The sequence below is a fragment of the Priestia sp. YIM B13486 genome (assembly GCF_042787865.1).
Lineage (GTDB): Bacteria > Bacillota > Bacilli > Bacillales > Bacillaceae_H > Priestia > Priestia megaterium.
Genome location: NZ_JBHZOZ010000004.1, coordinates 131,145 through 151,064, shown reverse-complemented (window position 1 = coordinate 151,064; position 19,920 = coordinate 131,145). Strand labels below are relative to the sequence as shown.

20 protein-coding genes are annotated in these 19,920 nt (G+C 39.1%); 17 read left to right on the top strand and 3 right to left on the bottom strand.

Going from position 1 to position 19,920, the window contains the following annotated elements; genetic code table 11:
- The first annotated feature begins 6 nt into the window (after positions 1-6).
- The 15 genes from ACFX4G_RS12780 (at position 7) to rpiA (ending at position 13,832) form a co-directional block, all read left to right on the top strand.
- Positions 7-312 carry a PTS sugar transporter subunit IIB gene (locus ACFX4G_RS12780; protein ID WP_013055720.1) on the top strand — a complete coding sequence of 102 codons (306 nt, stop codon included), beginning with the start codon at positions 7-9 and terminating at the stop codon, positions 310-312.
- Positions 313-394: 82 nt separating this feature from the next.
- Positions 395-1,696 (top strand): PTS sugar transporter subunit IIC, encoded by a 1,302-nt coding sequence (locus ACFX4G_RS12775; protein ID WP_057274422.1) that lies wholly within the window; start codon positions 395-397, stop codon positions 1,694-1,696.
- 54 nt (positions 1,697-1,750) lie between these two features.
- Positions 1,751-2,017 carry a hypothetical protein gene (locus tag ACFX4G_RS12770; RefSeq protein WP_013082025.1) on the top strand — a complete coding sequence of 89 codons (267 nt, stop codon included), beginning with the start codon at positions 1,751-1,753 and terminating at the stop codon, positions 2,015-2,017.
- A 16-nt stretch (positions 2,018-2,033) separates the two neighbouring features.
- The gene (locus ACFX4G_RS12765; protein ID WP_318331021.1) at positions 2,034-3,350 is read left to right on the top strand and encodes a 6-phospho-beta-glucosidase; all 1,317 of its coding nucleotides are present in this window, start codon (positions 2,034-2,036) and stop codon (positions 3,348-3,350) included.
- 1 nt (position 3,351) lies between these two features.
- Positions 3,352-4,497, top strand: coding sequence for an anhydro-N-acetylmuramic acid kinase AnmK (gene anmK / locus ACFX4G_RS12760; protein WP_377575145.1), 1,146 nt, complete (start codon positions 3,352-3,354; stop codon positions 4,495-4,497).
- A gap of 17 nt (positions 4,498-4,514) precedes the next feature.
- The gene (locus ACFX4G_RS12755) at positions 4,515-4,850 is read left to right on the top strand and encodes a PTS lactose/cellobiose transporter subunit IIA (protein WP_013055725.1); all 336 of its coding nucleotides are present in this window, start codon (positions 4,515-4,517) and stop codon (positions 4,848-4,850) included.
- Positions 4,847-5,935 (top strand): DUF871 domain-containing protein, encoded by a 1,089-nt coding sequence (locus tag ACFX4G_RS12750; RefSeq protein ID WP_377575142.1) that lies wholly within the window; start codon positions 4,847-4,849, stop codon positions 5,933-5,935. Before ACFX4G_RS12755 ends, ACFX4G_RS12750 begins: the two co-directional genes overlap by 4 nt.
- Positions 5,892-6,833: a BadF/BadG/BcrA/BcrD ATPase family protein gene (locus ACFX4G_RS12745; RefSeq protein WP_377575139.1), complete on the top strand. Its 942-nt coding sequence runs from the start codon at positions 5,892-5,894 to the stop codon at positions 6,831-6,833. Before ACFX4G_RS12750 ends, ACFX4G_RS12745 begins: the two co-directional genes overlap by 44 nt.
- 35 nt (positions 6,834-6,868) lie before the next feature.
- A complete protein-coding gene (gene murQ, locus ACFX4G_RS12740) occupies positions 6,869-7,783 on the top strand; it encodes an N-acetylmuramic acid 6-phosphate etherase (protein ID WP_013055728.1) in 915 nt (304 codons plus the stop codon).
- 169 nt (positions 7,784-7,952) lie between these two features.
- Positions 7,953-9,971, top strand: a complete 2,019-nt coding sequence (locus tag ACFX4G_RS12735) for a BglG family transcription antiterminator (protein WP_013055729.1) — start codon at positions 7,953-7,955, stop codon at positions 9,969-9,971.
- A gap of 15 nt (positions 9,972-9,986) precedes the next feature.
- A complete protein-coding gene (locus tag ACFX4G_RS12730; RefSeq protein WP_013055730.1) occupies positions 9,987-10,262 on the top strand; it encodes a PTS sugar transporter subunit IIB in 276 nt (91 codons plus the stop codon).
- Between the two features lie 3 nt (positions 10,263-10,265).
- Positions 10,266-11,528 carry a PTS ascorbate transporter subunit IIC gene (locus ACFX4G_RS12725; protein WP_013055731.1) on the top strand — a complete coding sequence of 421 codons (1,263 nt, stop codon included), beginning with the start codon at positions 10,266-10,268 and terminating at the stop codon, positions 11,526-11,528.
- Between the two features lie 71 nt (positions 11,529-11,599).
- Positions 11,600-12,358, top strand: a complete 759-nt coding sequence (locus ACFX4G_RS12720) for a carbon-nitrogen hydrolase family protein (protein ID WP_162213712.1) — start codon at positions 11,600-11,602, stop codon at positions 12,356-12,358.
- Positions 12,359-12,490: 132 nt separating this feature from the next.
- Positions 12,491-13,081 carry a hypothetical protein gene (locus ACFX4G_RS12715; RefSeq protein ID WP_043980032.1) on the top strand — a complete coding sequence of 197 codons (591 nt, stop codon included), beginning with the start codon at positions 12,491-12,493 and terminating at the stop codon, positions 13,079-13,081.
- 82 nt (positions 13,082-13,163) lie between these two features.
- The gene (gene rpiA / locus ACFX4G_RS12710; RefSeq protein WP_025749641.1) at positions 13,164-13,832 is read left to right on the top strand and encodes a ribose-5-phosphate isomerase RpiA; all 669 of its coding nucleotides are present in this window, start codon (positions 13,164-13,166) and stop codon (positions 13,830-13,832) included.
- 32 nt (positions 13,833-13,864) lie between these two features.
- On the opposite strand, the gene ACFX4G_RS12705 is transcribed toward rpiA, so the two are convergent.
- Positions 13,865-14,458: a YdbC family protein gene (locus tag ACFX4G_RS12705; protein ID WP_025749640.1), complete on the bottom strand. Its 594-nt coding sequence runs from the start codon at positions 14,456-14,458 to the stop codon at positions 13,865-13,867.
- A gap of 136 nt (positions 14,459-14,594) precedes the next feature.
- On the opposite strand from ACFX4G_RS12705, the gene ACFX4G_RS12700 reads away from it, so the two are divergent.
- Entirely contained in the window at positions 14,595-16,526 is a 1,932-nt protein-coding gene (locus ACFX4G_RS12700; RefSeq protein WP_377575135.1) for a hypothetical protein, read from the top strand.
- A gap of 66 nt (positions 16,527-16,592) precedes the next feature.
- Here the strand turns inward: ACFX4G_RS12700 and ACFX4G_RS12695 are convergent, their stop codons facing one another.
- Both ACFX4G_RS12695 and ACFX4G_RS12690 read right to left on the bottom strand, forming a co-directional pair.
- Complete coding sequence (locus tag ACFX4G_RS12695; protein WP_035439385.1) at positions 16,593-17,651, bottom strand: L,D-transpeptidase family protein; 1,059 nt, start codon at positions 17,649-17,651, stop codon at positions 16,593-16,595.
- Between the two features lie 568 nt (positions 17,652-18,219).
- Entirely contained in the window at positions 18,220-18,894 is a 675-nt protein-coding gene (locus tag ACFX4G_RS12690; protein WP_377575132.1) for a class I SAM-dependent methyltransferase, read from the bottom strand.
- A gap of 131 nt (positions 18,895-19,025) precedes the next feature.
- Here ACFX4G_RS12690 and ACFX4G_RS12685 point away from each other — a divergent pair, with 131 nt between their 5' ends.
- Positions 19,026-19,895 carry a LysR family transcriptional regulator gene (locus ACFX4G_RS12685; RefSeq protein WP_377575129.1) on the top strand — a complete coding sequence of 290 codons (870 nt, stop codon included), beginning with the start codon at positions 19,026-19,028 and terminating at the stop codon, positions 19,893-19,895.
- Positions 19,896-19,920 lie beyond the last annotated feature (25 nt).

Here is a 19,920-nt window from a genome sequence, read left to right as displayed (position 1 = left end):
GAGAAAATGAAGGTATTGTTTGTATGTTCTGGAGGAATGTCAAGTGCGATTGTGGTAAAAGCATTAAAAACAGAAGCACAAAAGCACGGAACGGATATGGAAGTGCTGGCAATTGGAACAAATGAAGTGGCAGAGGAAATTCAAAAGGGCTGGGACGTTGTAATGGTTGCACCGCAGATTCGTCACCGGTTTAATGCAGTGAAAGCGGAAGCAGATAAAGCTTCTGTTCCATGCGGGCCCATTCCGCCGCAGGCTTATACGCCGCTTGGAGGTCCAACGCTTTTTAAAACGGTTCAACAGCTCGTTAGCTAAGAAAAGCAGGTGTATTCCTGCTTTTTAAATAGATAAGGGGTTTCATTTACACAAGGGGAGAATATAGAGGGGGAAAGGGTATATGAGCAAATTTGTGTCGTTTTTAGAGAACAATTTATCAGGACCTATGGCCAGGTTATCAGAACAGCGGCATCTTCAAGCCATTCGCGATGGTGTTATATCCGCTTTGCCGTTTATCATTATCGGAAGTTTTTTCTTGATTCTAGCGTTTCCGCCTGTGCCGCAAGACAGCACAATTGCGAAATGGGCCGCTGATAACAGCGCCAATATTTTAATACCGTATCGCGTAACGATGTTTATTATGTCTTTATATATAGCCTTTGGGATAGGATACAACTTGTCCAAAAGCTATAATCTCGATCCGCTGTCAGGAGCGCAAATTGCAGTAGCTGCACTACTTCTTACGGTCACTCCAAAGCTGATTGAAGAAGAAGGGTTTATGCTTCCAATGACAAACCTTGGAGGTCACGGTTTATTTGTAACGATGATTGTATCGATTTTATCGGTCGAAATTCTCAGGTTTTGTAAAGCAAAAAATGTCACCATTAAAATGCCGGAACAAGTGCCGCCTTCGGTATCGAGGTCTTTTGAAGCACTAATTCCGGTTGCGATTGTTGTTGTACTTATGACAATTATTACGATTGTTTTAGGTATCGACCTTCATCATTTAGTTGATAAACTAGTTGCTCCGCTTGTGGAAGCTGGAGATAGTTTAGCAGGAGTGTTAATACCGGTTTTCTTAATCACGTTTTTCTGGTCATTCGGAATCCACGGCGTCTCTGTTGTTGGAACAGTGGCACGGCCTGTATGGGAAGTGTACTTAGCAAAAAATGCTGAAGCGGTAGCGGACGGAGCTTCCACACTTCCGTATATTGCACCTGAAACGTTCTTTCAGTGGTTTGTTTGGATTGGAGGATCTGGAGCGACGCTAGGTCTTGCCTTAGCGATGCTGTTTTTCTCAAAATCTAAATATTCGAAAGCGCTTTCTAGGACATCTTTTATTCCAGCGGTTTTTAATATTAACGAACCAATTATTTTCGGTTTGCCAATTGTCTTAAATCCTATTTTAATTATTCCATTTATCATTATCCCGATTATTACAACGATCATTTCATACGCAGCAACGGCGACAGGTCTTATTACGCCAACCTACGTAATGGTTCCATGGACGCTCCCGGCGCCGATCGGAGCTTATCTATCAACCGGAGGAGACTGGCGGGCGGTTGTGCTAGTCATTATCAATATTGCTATTTCTGTTGTCATTTATCTTCCGTTCTTTAAAATGTACGACCGAAAGATGGTCGAAATGGAAAAAAGCGATGAAGCAACGGTTGCACCATCCGATAGTTCAGTTCAAATGTAAAGAAAGAGAAGCCAACTTGTTTGGCTTCTATCTCTTTAGTAGGAGTGAGGGTCAATGTTTGTTCGGTTTCGATATAAAACTGTGTTTTTATTTCTGCTAACCATGGTTCTTTGCAACGTTATTTTTACACCTCTACTGCAGTATGCTGGTTTATCAGCGCAGCATAGTTTATTTGCCATTACAAGTCTATCAGCAGCGCTGCTTACAACATTTATTTCCATTCGGCTTTCAAACGCAGCTTTATCTAAAACCGCCGTTTGTATACGCTTTGTTTTGCTTGGAATAGGGTGCACAGCCGTTACATATTTAGCCGTTTTTTAACAAGGAGGGACAAAAAATGAAAGTAGTGACAATAGGGGGAGGATCAAGCTACACACCGGAATTGGTCGAAGGGTTTATTAAACGATATGATGAGCTTCCAATTCGAGAGCTATGGCTTGTAGATATTGAAGAAGGAAAAGAGAAGCTTGAAATTGTAGGAGCACTTGCGAGAAGAATGGTCAAAAAAGCAGGTGTTGATATGGAAATTCATTTAACGCTTGATCGACAAAAAGCGTTGATAAATGCTGATTTTGTAACGACACAGCTTAGAGTAGGTCAGCTTGATGCGCGTATTCAAGATGAACGCATCCCTCTTAAGTACGGAATGATTGGTCAAGAGACAAACGGGGCGGGAGGATTATTTAAGGGCTTGCGAACGATACCCGTTTTGTTGAAAATTGCCGAGGAAATACACGAAGTTTGTCCAAACGCCTGGCTTATTAATTTTACAAATCCTGCAGGTATGGTAACGGAGGCACTGCTTCGCTACGGAAAGCATTCTAAAGTAGTAGGAGTCTGTAACCTGCCTGTACATATGACAAACTCCATCGCGGGCTTGCTTCAAGTAGAAAAAGAAGATGTTCACATTGAATTTGCAGGGTTAAATCACTTGGTATATGGACTGCATGTGTATGCAAAAGGAAAGGAAGTAACGCAAGAAGTCATTCGGCGATTAAGTGATCCAAACTCTCAAGTAACAATGAGAAACATAGCTCCTATTCCATGGCAACCGGACTTTTTGGAAGCTCTTGGCGTGATTTTATGTCCTTATCACCGCTACTACTACAAAACAAAAGAAATATTAGCAGAAGAGCTTCTGACCTTTCAGTCAGGTACCACACGCGCTGAAGTGGTCAAAGCATTAGAAGCCGAGCTTTTTGAACTCTATAAAAATCCAAATCTAGAAATGAAGCCTCCGCAGCTGGAAAAACGAGGAGGCGCTTATTACAGCGATGCCGCATGCAATTTAATTTCATCCATTTATAACGATAAAGGCGATATTCAAACATTAAATGTAAAAAACAATGGAGCCATTTCCTCACTCCCAAACGAATCTGCGGTTGAAGTAAACTGTGTAGTAACAAAGCAAGGGCCAGTACCGCTCGCTGTCGGTGAACTTCCGGTAGAAGTTAATGGACTTGTGCAGCAAATTAAATCGTTTGAACGAGTAGGAGCAGAAGCTGCGGTTACAGGATCTTATGAAAAAGCACTGGTTGCGCTGAGCATTAATCCGCTTGTTCCAAGTGACGAGCTGGCTAAGTCGGTCTTAGATGAACTGCTTCAAGCTCATCGCAAGTATTTACCTGCTTTTTTTAAGGAAGTGAACGCGTAGTATGTATGCTGTTGCACTTATGTCAGGAACGTCACTCGACGGAGTTGATGCAGCTCTTGTTCAAATTGAAGGAAGCGGCTATGAAAGTAAAGTTAAGCTTCTTCATTTTATTACCGTGCCGTTTTCACCTCAGTTAAAAAAGGAAATTGAGCAGGCGCTTTCTTTTGAACATTCAAATGTACAGCTGATCTGCAGCTTAAATTTTAAACTTGGCTATGCATTTGCGGATGCAGTGAAAAAAGTGTGCCAAGAAGCCCGCTTTTCTCTTGAACAAATAGATGTTATTGGATCGCATGGTCAAACCATTTACCATCAGCCTTATGCTTCGGGAAGTACAGCGATGTCTACACTCCAAATTGGAGAGCCGGCTGTTATTGCCTATGAAACCAAAACGAAGGTAGTAGCAAACTTCAGAGTGATGGACATGGCAGCAGGCGGGCAAGGTGCTCCGTTAGTTCCTCACACGGAACGGATTTTGTACAGCCACGCTGAGCGTACAAGGCTGCTTCAAAACATTGGAGGTATTGGAAATGTAACGTTGATTCCGCCAAAAAAATCTCCTGTACCCGTAGTAGCTTTTGATACGGGGCCGGGAAATATGATGATAGATGAAGCGTGTCAGCAGCTTTTTAATGTTTCATTTGATGAAAATGGGCGTTTAGCAGCTGAAGGAAAGATTATTTCAGAGCTTTTAGAAGACTGTATGAATCATGATTACATGAAGCTTTCTCCTCCTAAATCGACGGGAAGAGAACTGTTCGGTACACAGTACACAAAGAGACTGCTAGAGAATTATAGTAAACATAAAAAGGAAGATCTGCTAGCTACGATTACTATGTTCACGGCATCATCCATTGTACATCACTATGAAACATTTATTTTTCCTGCCTATTCTATTGACGAAGTGATTATTGGAGGAGGCGGAAGTTATAATAATACGCTGATGAATATGATTAAAGCGCAGATCGGGAAACGCTGCAGCGTGTATACACAAGAAGAAATAGGAATGTCTTCAGAAGCAAAAGAAGCCGTAGCTTTTGCGGTGCTCGCAAATGAAACACTTTCAGGTTATCCAAGCAATGTACCAAGCGCAACCGGCGCCTTGTCTCCTGTAATATTAGGAAACATTACGCCTGTACCACTATAAAAAAGGGGATGGAAGAAATGACAGAAGCAGCAAATATGGAAAATGAAATTTTTGAACTTATTGCATACGGAGGAAATGCCAGATCACTTGCATATGAAGCGTTAGAAGCAGCTGAAGATTATGATTTTAATAAAGCTGACGAACTTTTAAAGCAGTCTCAAGAAGAGCTCAGTCATGCTCATAAAACGCAAACTGCGCTTATTCAACGTGAATTGAACGGAAAAACAATTGAAAAGTCGCTGCTTTTAATTCACGCACAAGATCATTTAATGACGGCTATTTCAGAGCAAAAATTAATTGAACATATGATTAAGCTTATTAAAAAATTTAAAAAAGAAGGCGAAAATCAATGAAAAAGCTAGGTATTGCGATTTACCCGGAACATTCGACTGTCGAAAAAGATAAAGCGTATATAGCACTTGCGCATCAATACGGATTTACCCGCATTTTTACATGCTTGCTTTCTGTTGAAGGCGATCAGAAAAAAGTAATGGCAAATTTTAAAGAAATTATTGAGTTTGCCAATGAGCTAAAGATGGAAGTAGTAGTGGATATTGCTCCTCGCGTATTTGGAGCGCTTGGCATTTCTTATGATGACTTATCTTTTTTTCACGAATTAGGGGCTTATGCTATTCGCCTTGATCTAGGGTATACGGGAAATGAAGAGTCTATTATGACTTTTAATCCATACGGCTTAAAAATTGAAATTAATATGAGCAATGCGACGAAGTATGTGGATAATATTTTAAGTTACCAGCCAAACCGAAAACAGCTATTGGGGTCGCATAATTTTTATCCTCATCGATACGCAGGATTGTCGTATGATCACTTTGTAAAGTGTTCAGCATTGTTTAAAGAACATAACCTTGAAACAGCAGCCTTTATTAATTCACCAAGCGCTACGTTTGGACCGTGGCCTGTTACTGAAGGGCTTTGTACGCTTGAAATGCATCGCACGCTTCCGGTCGACGTGCAGGCTAAGCATCTTTTTAAAACGGAGTTGATTGATTGTGCAATTATTGCCAATGCTTATGCATCAGAAGAAGAAATGAAGGTGCTGCGTGATGTTGTTCAGCAAGAGCGCTTTACTTTTAATGTGACGCTGTATGATACGATTACTGAACTTGAGAAAAAAATTGTGCTGGAAGAGTTTCATTTTTACCGCGGAGACGTATCCGATTATTTAATTCGCTCTACGCAAAGCCGAGTAAAATATAAAAAAGAAGAATTCAAGCCTACGCATACTCCTTCCATTCGAAGAGGCGATATTTTAATAGAAAATGAACTCTACGGACAGTACAAAGGAGAGCTGCAAATTGCGCTGTTAGACATGGAAAACTCAGGTAAAACAAACGTAGTAGGACGCATTGCAGAAGAGGAAATATTCTTACTAAATGAACTGCAGCCATGGGACAAATTTGCTTTTTGTGAACGGTGATAAAATGGACTATATTATTGGTATCGACGGGGGCGGAACAAAAACAGAAGCCGTTGCTTACAGCTTAAACGGTCAAGAGCTCGCTGCTTCAAAAAGCGGCTATGGAAATTTACTCATTAATTACAATACGGCTATTACTCATATTGATGAATGTATTACGGCGTGCAAAACTGCGCTTACTGGTTATACATGTAAAGGCATTTCACTAGGACTTGCTGGAAGTAAAGCATTATCTAAGGAAGAAATAAAAAGATATTTTTATGATCGTTATCAGGTAGAAGTAGGTTTATATGATGACGCCATGATTACACACGAAGCACTACTGCATGGAAAAGACGGGATATTAACCATTGCAGGAACTGGAGCCGTCAGCATTGGAAAAAAAGACGGGGTATACGAATACGGAGGAGGGTGGGGACACCTTCTTGGAGATGAAGGAAGCGGATATTGGATTGGTCTTCAAGCACTGATATTGCTGACGAAGGAGCATGATCAAAGCCGTCCGTACAGCAGCCTTAGTCAGACAATCTTGCAACATGTAAAAGCAGATACCATACACGATATAAAAAAGTTTGTCTATTCATCTCCTAAATCAGAAGTTGCTTTACTCACTCCGCTTGTTGTAAATCAAGCAAGAAATCATAAACAAAAAGCAAGTGACATTCTTCAACAAGCTGGAAAGCACCTTGCAAACATGACTCTTCATTTATATAAGAAACAGCGGTTTGAAGGGAGCTGCTTGCTGGCATGCAAAGGCAGCATTTTAACGGAAGTTCCAGAAGTGTTTGATGTTTATAAAAAAGCATGTGAGAAAGAAATAAAGCATATCCAGTGGGCAACACAGCGAGTATCATCTGCTAAAGGAGCTTATCAGCTGTTCATGAACGAGTATAAATAGAGAAAAAATGATAGTGGAAAAGGCAGGGGATCACAGTGAACTTAAATCATATCTTAACTGAAAAACGCAATCCGCAAACCTTAAACATTGATGAATTATCAAGTCTGGAAATTGTAAAAAAAATTAATGAAGAAGATTACCAAGTGCCTCAGGCGATCAATAAGGTGCTGCCTGTTATTGCTTTGTTAGTAGATGAAATTGTCAGTGCTTTTAAACAAGGCGGACGTCTTATTTATATCGGAGCAGGTACAAGCGGGCGGCTAGGTGTGTTAGATGCATCTGAATGTGTACCAACATTCGGTACACCTGCCGAACAAGTAATTGGGATCATAGCCGGGGGTGACAAGGCGCTCCGTCATGCGTTAGAAGGAGCAGAAGATAACAAGAAACAAGCGATAGAAGATTTGAAAGCGATTAATTTATCAAATAAAGATATTCTTGTAGGTATAGCTGCAAGTGGAAGAACTCCTTATACACTCTCAGCGCTTGCGTATGCAAACAGCCTGGGGACAGTAACGGGCTGTGTTGTAAATTCTCCTCAATCACCTATGGAACAAGAAGCAAAATATGCAATAGTAGCAGAATCAGGGCCGGAAGTTGTAACAGGTTCAACAAGAATGAAAGCCGGAACTGCTCAAAAGCTTGTTCTTAATATGCTGACGACCGCTTCAATGATTCAAATTGGTAAAGTCTACAGCAATCTAATGGTAGACGTACAGCCGACTAACGATAAACTCGTACAGCGTGCTAAAAATATTATTGCGGAACTAACAGGCGTCTCACCAGAGGAGGCAGCGGAAAGTTTACAAACATACAAAACGCCAAAAGCCGCCATTCTTGCGCTTCTTACTTCTATAGAAGGTGATGAGGTGCATCGGCTGCTTGATAAACATGACGGACATTTAAAAAAAGCCATTGGAGAAGCAATGGAACAGCAGATTAAAGATTAACCCTTAAAAGAAGTGCATACAGCACTTCTTTTTTTTGTTGAGCACATTTTTTGCACAATGTATGTGGGTGAATTCGGTCTAATCATTTTGCAAGACCCGTAGTATAGTAAAAGCATAAAACATAGTAAGTATTTCAATTTGTGCACGAATTGGACTGAAGGTGATTCATTTGTTAGACAAACGCAGTACGGCCGTATTGCAAGTTTTGCTTCAAGCCGCAACATTTATATCAGTACAAGAGTTAATGAAGCAGTTTCAAGTGTCAAGACGTACCATCTATTATGATATTGAGAAAATTAACGATTGGCTGTGTCAGCAAGAATTAGAGTTTGTTCAGTACACATATGGAAAAGGCTTTTTTCTAAACGATCAAGCAAAGGACCAAGTTGCTAAACAATTTTCTCATGTTATGCCATCTGCTTACTTATCAGTTGAGGACCGTCAAATATACGTTGCTTTGATGTGTATACTTCGAGGCGGAAAAATTGGAACTCAGCAGCTCATGGATGAAACAGAAGTTAGTCGCAACACTGTATTACAAGATATTAAAGACTTAAAAAACAAGTGGGCAAAGAAAGGCATATCTTTGACATACAGCTATAAAGATGGGTACGAAGTAAAAGGATCTGAAAGCGACATTCGAAATTTGCTTTATATACACATTACAGAATTATTAAGTCAACATCAAGAAGAGTTGTTGAAAAGGGTTATGAAAGCAGATTACGAATATTCACTGATTTATAACTGGCTTGTAGAGTGTGAAGATAAACTGGGAATGGCGTTTACAGACAAGATGCTGACGCAATTAGCCTATATGCTCACGTGCTGTATTCAGCGTATTGGAGGCAAGCGCTATGTAGACGCCTTGATTACTAGAAAAGAAGAATTAGAAAAAACCAGGCAGTACAAAGCGCTGCAAGAAATTGAAAGCGTTTTAGGATTTGATTTTCCACCTCATGAAAAACATTATCTGGCCACGGTTTTACTAAGTGCAAAAGTAAATGTAGTAAATCAAGCAGATAGTGATGATTGGATGAGAACCATTGTAAAAGAAATGGTATCACGGTTTCAAGCATATGCTTGTGTGGTATTTGAAGATCGAAATCGTCTTGAACAAAATTTATATATTCATTTGAAGACGGCTTATTACAGGCTTCTCTATAATATTCACCTCCCTAACCCTATGCTTTCGGCTATTCAAACAAAGTATCAGGATATAGTGGAACTGACAAAAAAAGCGTTGCTTCCTTTGGAAAACAGCCTTCAAACACGTATTAATGAAGACGAAATTTCTTATTTTGCTCTTCATTTCGGAGGGTGGATGAAAAAACAAGAGGGAAGGCAAAAACAAAAGCGTATTGTTATTGTTTGTGCCAATGGAATTGGAACGTCCCGTATGCTTCAGTATCAGCTTGAACAACTGTTAACAGATGCTGAATTGATAGGGCCAATGACGGTAAGAGATTATGAGCAGTTTAAAGAAACCTATGATTTAGTTATTACAACTACGCCATTAAAAAAGCGAATGAACGTGATGCTTGTGAATCCTATTTTAACGGATGATGAAAAGCAGCGGTTAATCGACTTAGTTGAACCAGCTTCTTCTCAGCTAACCACTCAAGCCATCATGGGTATTATTAAGCAGCATGCAAATATTCAAGATGAACCAGCTCTATTAGCTAATTTAAAACTAGTGATACAGCAATCAAAAAAAATGGTAAGAGAGGATAAAAAGCCAATGTTGCATGAAGTATTGCAAGAGCCATTCTTGCAGCTTACAGATTCAGCAGATGATTGGAAATCAGCTGTTAGGCTGGCTGCCAAGCCTTTGTTGAACTATGAATATATTGAACCTTCTTATGTAGAAGCAATGATCAAAAGTGTAGAACAGTTAGGCCCTTATATTGTTATTGCGCCAAAAGTTGCGCTCCCTCACGCAAGGCCGGAACAAGGTGTAAATCGTGTGGGTATGAGCATGCTTCGTTTAAAGGAGCCGGTCTATTTTTCTACTGAAAAACAGCACGGAGCGCAGCTTATTATCGTACTTGCTGCTACTGATAATGAAACCCACTTAAAAGCACTGTCACAGCTTTCAATGATGCTATCTGAAAACGATAATATTGACAAGCTTATTGCTATGAATACAAAACAAGAAATGCTTGCGTTAATTGAAGCTTACTCAAATTAAAAGGAGAGATAAAAAATGAAAAAGATTTTAGTTGTATGCGGAAACGGTTTAGGAAGCAGTTTTATTGTGGAAATGAATGTAAAGAAAATTTTAGTAGAGCTTGGTGTTGAAGCACAGGTATCTCATACGGATTTAACAACTAGTAAAACGGAGCAGGCAGATATCTATTTAGGATCTGCAGATATTGTAAATCAATTGGATGATGGCACTCGCACGGTCGTGGCATTGCAAAACATTTTAAATCAAGCGGAAATTAAAGGAGCACTGCAAAAATACTTCGTGGAGGCGTAAGCCATGTTTGATTTAATTATGAAAGATATATTAGGAACACCGGCTATTCTAGTAGGGTTGTTTGCGCTCATCGGTTTGTTGCTTCAAAAGAAAAAAAGTGCAGATATTGTATCAGGCACGTTAAAAACAATTATGGGTTTTCTTATATTAGGAGCAGGAGCTAATATATTAATTGCTTCACTTGAAGCGTTTGGAAAAATGTTTAATAAAGCGTTTTCCGTTGAAGGCATCATTCCTAATAATGAAGCAATTGTAGCTGTAGCTCAACAAACGTTTGGTACAGAAACAGCGATGATTATGCTTTTAGGTATGATTGTAAATATCATTATCGCGCGCATCACGAAATTTAAGTATATCTTTTTAACTGGGCATCACACCATGTTTATGGCTTGTTTGATTGCAGCAATTTTATCTACCGGCGGGTTAACGGGAGCACCTTTGGTTTTGATCGGTGCACTATTATTAGGTATTTTAATGGTTTTATTTCCTGCACTGCTTCAGCCGTATGTGCGTGAAATTACAGGGTCAAACGATATTGCCGTTGGTCATTTTGGTTCCTTAGGCTATTTAGTAGCAGGGTTTATCGGCAAGCGAGTAGGAAATCGCGAAAAAACAACAGAAGAAATTAAAGTTCCTCAATCCTTAGGATTTCTTCGGGATACATCTGTTTCTGTCTCACTGACCATGACCGTTTTATTTATTGTTGTTGCACTTTTTGCAGGTCCTGCATTTATCGAAACAAAATTAAGCGGGGGTCAAAACTTTATTGTGTACTCGCTAATTCAAGCAATCACCTTTGCAGCAGGAGTATATGTCGTGCTGGCGGGTGTTCGTATGCTTTTAGCAGAAATTGTACCAGCATTTAAAGGAATTGCTGACAAAGCGGTACCAAATGCCATTCCAGCTCTAGATTGTCCAACTGTGTTTCCGTTTGCTCCTAACGCAGTGGTCATTGGATTCTTTTCAAGCTTTATCGCAGGTCTCATTTCAATGTTCTTTTTGCCTCTATTTGGTCTAAGTATTATCGTGCCAGGCCTCGTTCCGCACTTTTTTACGGGAGCAGCTGCCGGAGTATTTGGAAATGCGACGGGGGGAAGAAGAGGAGCAGTGGTCGGGTCATTTGCCAATGGAATCTTAATTAGTTTTTTACCGGCTATTTTACTGCCTGTTCTCGCGTCGTTAGGTTTTAAAGGCACAACATTTGGAGATTCGGACTTTAGTGCGGTAGGTATTCTTCTTAGCATGCTAATTAAATTATTTACGTAAAGATAAAAAACTCATGTTACGCTAGTAGGTAGCATGAGTTTTTTATGATATTGGAAACGGAGGAGCAATGAATGAAAATTGGGTTAGCTCAAGTGAGATTTCCAAAGTCAGCCGCAGAGGGTATAGAAACGGTAGAAAATTATATGAAACAAGCAGCAGAAGAAGGGTGTAACCTTGCATGTTTTCCAGAATCAATTGTGCCGGGACTTAGAGGAGTGGGTTTTGAAGTTGAGACATACAATCACGAAATTCAACAAAATACGCTTTATAGAGTTAAGTTGCTTGCCAAACAGTTAAAGCTCAACGTAATTTTACCACTGGAGTGGCGCGACGAACTTGGTATGCATTTAACTGCTTTTGTAATTGATGAAAATGGAAAAGAATTAGGGTATCAAACTAAAAATCAAATTGATCCAGCAGAAGATCAATTTGGTTATAAGCCTGGAAATGGCCGCCAGTTGTTTGAAATAAACGGCGTGAAATTCGGTATTGTCATTTGCCATGAGGGATGGCGCTATCCTGAAACTGTCCGATGGGCTGCTATAAGAGGAGCAAGCATTGTGTTTCATCCACAGTTTACTGGTGAAGTACCAGATCCGAAGTTTTATGATTATGCAATGATTGCAAGAAGTACGGAGAATGGTATTTACTTTGCAAGCGTGAATTATGCCTTAGAGAACCAAAAAAGCACAACTTCTCTTCTTTCTCCAAAGGGTGAATGTTTGATAAAAGCGAAAGCTGAAAAGCAAGAACTACTAACGTATACGCTAGAGCCCGGTGAGGCTAACCGGCTGTTAGCTCAGCGTCTGCTATCAAATTTACTATTGTAAAAAAGTTTATTTTCTCTAGTTAAATTAGCATGTGCGCTCATATAACCCTTTGGTTATTTCTCCTTATGACGATATAAACGTCAATATGGTATTATCAAAAGTTAAAGGGGTATTAAAAGGTGTGTGGAAACAATGGATCGAAAAAAAGTCGCATCAGTAGCTGGAGCATTGGTTATTGCCGTAGGAATTTGGCTATTTCAAAGCGGGAAATTTAAAAGTGAAGCGCAGGCAGATAAGTTTACGAGTACATTTTTGGTCGATCATGAACAAACAGACAATGGATTTGAATTATTTACTTCGGATACCAATCAATATAGGATGTGGTTTCCGCTTCAGTATGTTATTCATAAATCTTCTTATAAAAGCAGTGAAGATGAAAGTGAAGTATGGACAGCATCAACGAAGGAAAATGATTCATACAATGCTGGGAAAATAACGGCTTTATTTTCTAAGAAAAAAAGCAAAGCAGCTCAAAATAAAATAGATGCTTTTCAGCCTGATTACATGTTAAAAGGTAAAAATGCAACGATTTATGTGAAAAAACAAACAAGAGATGGAAAGCATAGCATTTACCATGCTTATGTGAATGATGATTATTCAGACAAGTATATTTACTATACGTTTGAACTAAAAAGCAGCGAACAGACAAACAGTACAAAACAGCAGTATTGGGTAGAAAAAATTCTTCTAAATACACAGTTTCAAAAAAACTCAGCTGAATAGTCAGCTGAGTTTTTACGTAAGGGTTCATAATACTTTTCCTTTTTTATGTAAACGGGTACAATATGAGTAAGGAGGCCTTTGTATGATTGAAAAACAAGCAGTTGGTGAAAAAGCAGCACAATTTGTTGAAGATGGAATGATTGTAGGGCTAGGGACAGGTTCAACAGCTTATTATACAATTGTAAAACTAGGTGAACGAGTAAAAAATGGATTACACATCAAAGCGGTTCCTACTTCTCAAAAAACAGAAGAGCTGGCAAGGAAACTAGGTATTCCCATTGTTACCTTAGCAGATGTTGAATATATTGATATAGCAATTGACGGAGCAGATGAAGTAGATAGCGAACTTTCTTTAATTAAAGGAGGAGGAGGCGCGCTGCTTCGAGAAAAAATGATTGCGTACGCAGCGAAGCGGTTTATCGTGATTGCAGATTCTAAGAAAATAGTGAAGACGCTAGGAGCTTTTCCTCTTCCTGTTGAAGTTATACGTTTTGGCTGGGAAATGACGGCGAAGCACATTCGCAGTGCAGGTTGTGTACCGCAGCTTAGGCTTTTAGATGATCATACGCCGTTTATCACCGATAACGGAAATTACATTCTAGACTGCCATTTTTCAGAAATTGAAAATCCTGCTGAGTTGGAAAAACAGCTGATAAGGATCCCAGGCGTAGTAGAAAGCGGTTTGTTTGTAGGTATGACGGAGGAAGTCATTACCGTACAAAACCAAGATGTTCATATCATAAAAAAATAGAAGCTTTGGCGTCGGGCCTAGGCTTCTATTTTTTAATTGGAAAGAACGTTCCAATTTTTCTCTAATTGATATATGTATTGAGACGCGTTCAGTACATTTGGATGAACGAAAGTATCAATTGTTTTTTGCGGACAAGCAGATCCGTATAATGAAAAAATGATAAGCTTGCTATGCTCGATTGGTGATACAACGTGAGATAAACAGCGATAAGAAGGATTTATTAAGCTTTTTACCATCTCATGGATATCTTCTTTGTCGTAAAAATCGACTTCAATTTCCGTCTTTACTAAATAACGGCTTTCAATGGCGCTGCTTCGGTAATAATTGTAGCGTGCTCCTATGAAGTAGGACGGATCTGATGTTGAAACGTCCAAATTCGTATATGTTTGATCCTGCTTGCTTTTATAAAAAATAGAATCATGAGTATGCTTCATGAATTCTTGATAAGTTGTTCCATCTTCCCACAGAGCTAGAATACAAGCATCTGTTTCATCTTCCACGTTCCAACCCCCTAATTGGCCAATGAAACCATTCACGTGTGCCAGAGCAGCCCAATGCTGTTGCGTATATGAAAAAGATGCTTTTTTATCAGTCGGTATGCTGCATTTAACAATTTTTGTCAACATTCTCCCATCACCTCAATTAATTACTTCGATAAATGAAGGAAAAATCCTTCTAAAAAGAGGAAAATCATAGACATATCCCCCCTTTAAAAGCCATACATTTCAAATAGGACAATGTTAGGGAAAGAAGGGGAAATGAATGAAAGTTTTTCGTGCAAAAGCCTGTCAATCTCCTATGCGAAAAGGCTGGTCAATTATGTTTCAGCATCCGTTTAAAAAAGATGAAAGAGGAAGATCGCACCCGTTTGTTAAACGGTTTATGTATACAGAGCAACACGATGAAATTGACATTCTGGTTGAAGAGATGAATGAACTGCTGAGAGTGCAGGATTTTTGGACAAGTACTGCAAAAGGAAGAGCAAAAGCAAGATATGATGAACGAGTAGTGAATGCTTTTTATAACGATATTGAAAAAAGGACGAGCGAACAAATTGACAGTGAGTATGAGTACATTCATGTAATCGGAGAACAAGGAAGCGGCAAAACAGCCTTAATCCGCCAGCTTCTTGGTATAAAAAAGGAATGTGGCTTTCTAGGAATAGGCAGTAAAGGCGCTTATTCTGTTACGTATAAGGTGAAGGATTCCCAACACTATGAAGCTGCTGTCTCTTTTTTTACGCGAAGTGAAGTGCAAAGGAAATTGGAGAATATCCTACTAAGAAGCGCTGAAGTGTATGCTGAAGGAGGCACGGATTATGACTTGGTCTTTGAGTTGTTACACGGAGATTCCTCTTTCAATCTGAGCGCTCTTTTGGGAGATATCCCATACAAAGCCCGTTATTTTAATGACGATGTTCCTTTAAGAATGAACGACGAAAATAGTTCATTCAAACAATTTGTAGATGCAATTAAACGAGAAAGTGAAATAGTAAAAGACGCTGTTGATCAAGAAGGAAGAGATTTTGCAGAGGGATGGCACAAGCGGCTTGAATGTAGGAAAATCACCGAGCAAATGCTTCTGGCCATTGAATCCCGGTTGAAAGAATACAAGGAAGGAACATGGGAAATAGGAGAAGACGACTGGCCAATATCCTGCCGTCTCACAGCAAAAGAGCTGTCTTCCCTTGGTCCGCTAACAAATGAAGAAGAAGAAAATAACGGACGTCTTATTTATCCATTGTTTCGTAGAATTGAAGTTTGCGGCCCTTTTTCTTTTAAAAAAGGGTTAGCGATTTGCGAGCATCCGTATTTTGAATATACGAGCACCATCCACGATTCTTTTAAAAAAGCAGCTTCTATTTTATACGTACATCATGGGCTTAAAGAATTAGATATTCAATTTCTTCAACAGCTCATCGTACATGGTCATGGCGCTAAAGTAAACGTTTGTGTTACACACGGAGATTTGCTGACCTCTCCAAGCTGCCGTACGGATTATGCTAAAAAACATGCCATGGCTAAAATGATAGATGGTGCGCTTAAAAGCGTTTCACCTCTTATGAAAAAGCAGCTTCACTACTATTTAACAGTAGGGAATACGACTATTTTAGAATGTGTACATGAGGAATTCAAAGAGAGTCACCTTCTGTATAAAGACTTAAAGGCAGCTTTAGTATCAGAAACGAGAAAAAAGCAGCAAGAGCTGCATCCTATTTATTTAAACTTGACTGTCTCTCAGGCTTTTTATGAAGCGATGGAGTCGCTGAACATTCCTTATATGGACAGAGAAACGTGTTTGAACATTTCCTTAGGAGAGCATGAAGGGCCGGTGCCAGTCATTACGTCCGCTTTTATTTCATCTGTCTACGAGCATTTTCTAAGCCAGCCGTCTGGGTGGTCAAGTACCTATCATTCGGTCACCGACCGACAGCAGGTTATTCAAGAATTGGCAGGTGAGTTTGCAACCGTCGTTTATTCCTATTTCAACGAACAGTTGCTTGAAAAATCCCGTAATGACTGGCTCGCTCTTTATAAACAAAAAGAAGACGATCAAGCCTACAAATATAGCAGACTAATAGAAAACGTAATTCCTGCCAAAAATGATATCTATCAGCAGCAAATTCTTATGAGAACGGTTTATCATCTGATTAAGTATGTCGTAGAAAAGAAAGACGGCGTACTGGTTCATTAAGGGGTCAAGGCGCGATGTGAAAAAGAGGTTTATCAATAAAAAAACAGAGCCTGAAATCAGGCTCTATTAGCGTTTGGAAATAGCAGTTAAAGTATTAGGTCCGGCAATGCCGTCAGCTGCTAGCTTATTGTCTTTTTGAAAATTACGTACAGCAGCTTCTGTATTGGCACCGAAGATACCGTCCGTACCTTTTGTATTATAGCCAATCGCTGTTAATTTCTTTTGAAGAGCTTGAACATTGCTGCCTTTGCTTCCTTTTTTAAGCGTTTGTTTTGTGTTAATTGTTGTATCTGCTGGTGGATTTGTTGGCTTTGGATTTGTTGGGTTTGTTGGTGTCGTCGGGTTCGTTCCTGAACTTCCTAAAGCTTTATATGTTGATGGGCCAACAATGCCGTCAGCCGTTAAGCCGTGGTCTTTTTGGAACTTACGAACAGCTGAATCTGTATTGGCACCGAACACACCGTCCGTACCTTGTGTATTATAGCCAAGTGAAGTTAGTTTCTGCTGAAGCTCTTTAACTGCATTTCCTTTGCTGCCTTTCTTTAAAACAGTTCCTGTAGAAGGAGCTGGAGTAGAACCTGAGTTTCCAGAAACGTTGTATCCGTTTGCTGCTGCAATGTCGTTAAATGATTTAGAAGAAGTTGTAATCACAACCGGTGTACCGACGGTCACTTTACTAAATAACCATTCTACTTCTTCATCGTACATACGAACGCATCCGCTGCTTACATATTTGCCGATGGAAGCAGGATTATTATTTCCGTGAATAGCATACGTCGTGCCGTATGTACCTCTCGCATTTAGGCCTAGCCAGCGATTGCCAAGGGGATTTCTAGGATCTCCACCAGGAATGTTCCCTTTGTAATAAGGGCGATTGACGATTTTATTTACTACTTTGAAATGGCCTTCTGGTGTAAGAGACTGCGTGCGTCCTGTTCCTACTGAAAACGTTCGGACAAGTGAACCATTTTGGTAATAAGCGAGTTTATTCGTCGCTTTGTTAATGATAATTAAATGAGATGGTGTTGAAGCAGCTTCTGTTTTTGGAACTCCTACAAACAAGCAGGCTAGAGCTAAAATAGCTGCTATGAGTACGATTGCTGTTCTTGATATTCTATTTGCCATGTGCTGCGCCTCCTTAGGCTGCATTAATGAAAAACGTATGATGCTTTGGGCGGTGCTATAAATTCTTCACTAATAAAATAAAAGACGAATAGCTGCATTTTCTATCCCTGTATGTATGCGCTTAATAAGGAAATCATTAAGTAGAAAGACTTTACTAGCGGGAATTTATAATAATAAGAATAACTAAGTTTTTCTTAATTCTTTGTACAACTTTAGGAATATAAGTTTACTAATCTAGCGGATTCACATTTACATAAGCATCACATCCTTTCCAGTTCTTCATTTTTGTGTAAAGAAATGAAAGCGTTATATAGATTGTTTTGTAATCATATTGTAACATATTTGTATTTTTTGTACCATAAAAAGACATAAAATAGTATAAAAATACTTTATATGGGTTTTATGTACAAAAAATCAAAAGTTCAGGAGAACGAAGCTATTATTAGATATACGAAACTGGAAAAGAAGTATGCGTAGTTTTGTGGAAATAGATAAATATTCTTATTCGAATATAGGGAGGGAAAGAGTAAAAAAACTACTTGCAAAGAGACAAGTAGTTTTTAAACCGTTATTTTTGAGCATACATTACAACAAAATTAAAAAATTTATAGATGCAATCCACCGTGCTGAACCCGCTTGCTGTTAACCAATTTAACTGATCGTGCAAAGTTGCCATTTTATCTAACTTCGTACGTTCATGAGCAGCCTCAATTTGCTCATGAGTTAATCCGCTTGCGGTAATTCTTTCGCTCCAGTCTTTTTTATATAACTCTTCAATAATAGAAGAAGGGCCTAATACTTGATCGGCATTAATAAATATTCCTCCTGTATGCAGCAAATCATAAATTTGTTCATACAGCTTTTGTTTTTGTTCGTCTTCTAAATGATGAATAGCAAGTGAGGAAATCACAATGTCAAATGAGTGCTCAAATTTGTAGCTTGTTATATCTGATACGATAAATTCTATATGCTGTTCATTTTTAAAGCGTTCCTTTGCTTTTTCAAGCATTTGATCTGAGACGTCAATCAACGTGAAATGCGCATCTGGGTATTTTTCTTTAACAAAAGAAGAAAACAAGCCTGTACCTGCTCCCATATCAAGTATGCGAAGCGTCTTTTTTGGAAAGTGAAGAAGCGAAACGGGAATAGAATAAAAATCAAAAAAACAAGGAATGAGTTTGCGGCGCTGCTCATCATACTGAGAAGCATGAGCATTAAATTTTTCTTTAACGTTATTTTTCATTTTTACAGCTCCTTTATTTGGTAATATTGAGATACATATATCGTATAGAAGTTTAATAGAAAAGAAAATAAACAAAAATAAGCAGTATTGATTCCAGTTTGTTATGAATAGAAAGAGATGGAGAGAAGAGAATGGAGATCAAATGGTTAAAAACATTCATCATAGCGGCTTCTTATGAAAATTTCAGGCAAGCGTCTGAAGATTTATTTTTAACACAGCCTGCTGTATCAAAGCATATTCAGCGACTGCAGCAAGAATTAGGAGATGAGCTTTTTGAAAAAAAAGGTAAATATATCGTGCTGACTGAGGCAGGACGCTTTTTTTTGCCTCATGCTCAAAAAATGGTGAGAGCATATGAAGAAGGAGTAGGGAATTTTAGGTTATGGAAGCAAGGATATAACCGAAAACTGACTATATCCGCTGCTCCTCAAATAGCAGCATCTGTTTTGCCGAGTCTAATCAAACAATTTGTAGAGAGATATCCCCATATTGAAGTAACGGTTAATATCACAAATTCGTTTCAAGTGGGAAAAGACATCAGCGACAGAAGGTCAGATATTGGATTAACAAGGATGCTTCCGGGTCAGGCAGACGTTTCTTATGAGTTAATTCATAAAGAAAAAGCAGTCTTAGTTGCCCCGTTTTCTGCAGGAGCACGTACGGAACAGGAGCTGTTATCTTCCTACCGCCTCCTTACGAATAATCATCCTGTTTATTGGGAAGATTTACTCCTTCAAATCAAGGCTTGTTATCCTCACATTCAGCTGCTTCCTTTGACGCAAGTAGAAATTACAAAGCGCTTTATTGAAGAAGGCCTAGGCGTATCTTATTTGCCATTTTCTATGGTGAAAAAGGAAGTTGAAAATCAAACGTTAAGCGTAATTTCACAGCAAAAAATTATCCGGCCTTCTTCACATACGTATATCGTAACAAAAGGCGAAACAGAAGAAACAAAGCAGTTTAAGCACTTTGTGGCTGAGACCTTAACAGAAACGAGTTGAAATGATACCATAAAAAGGAAGGAGA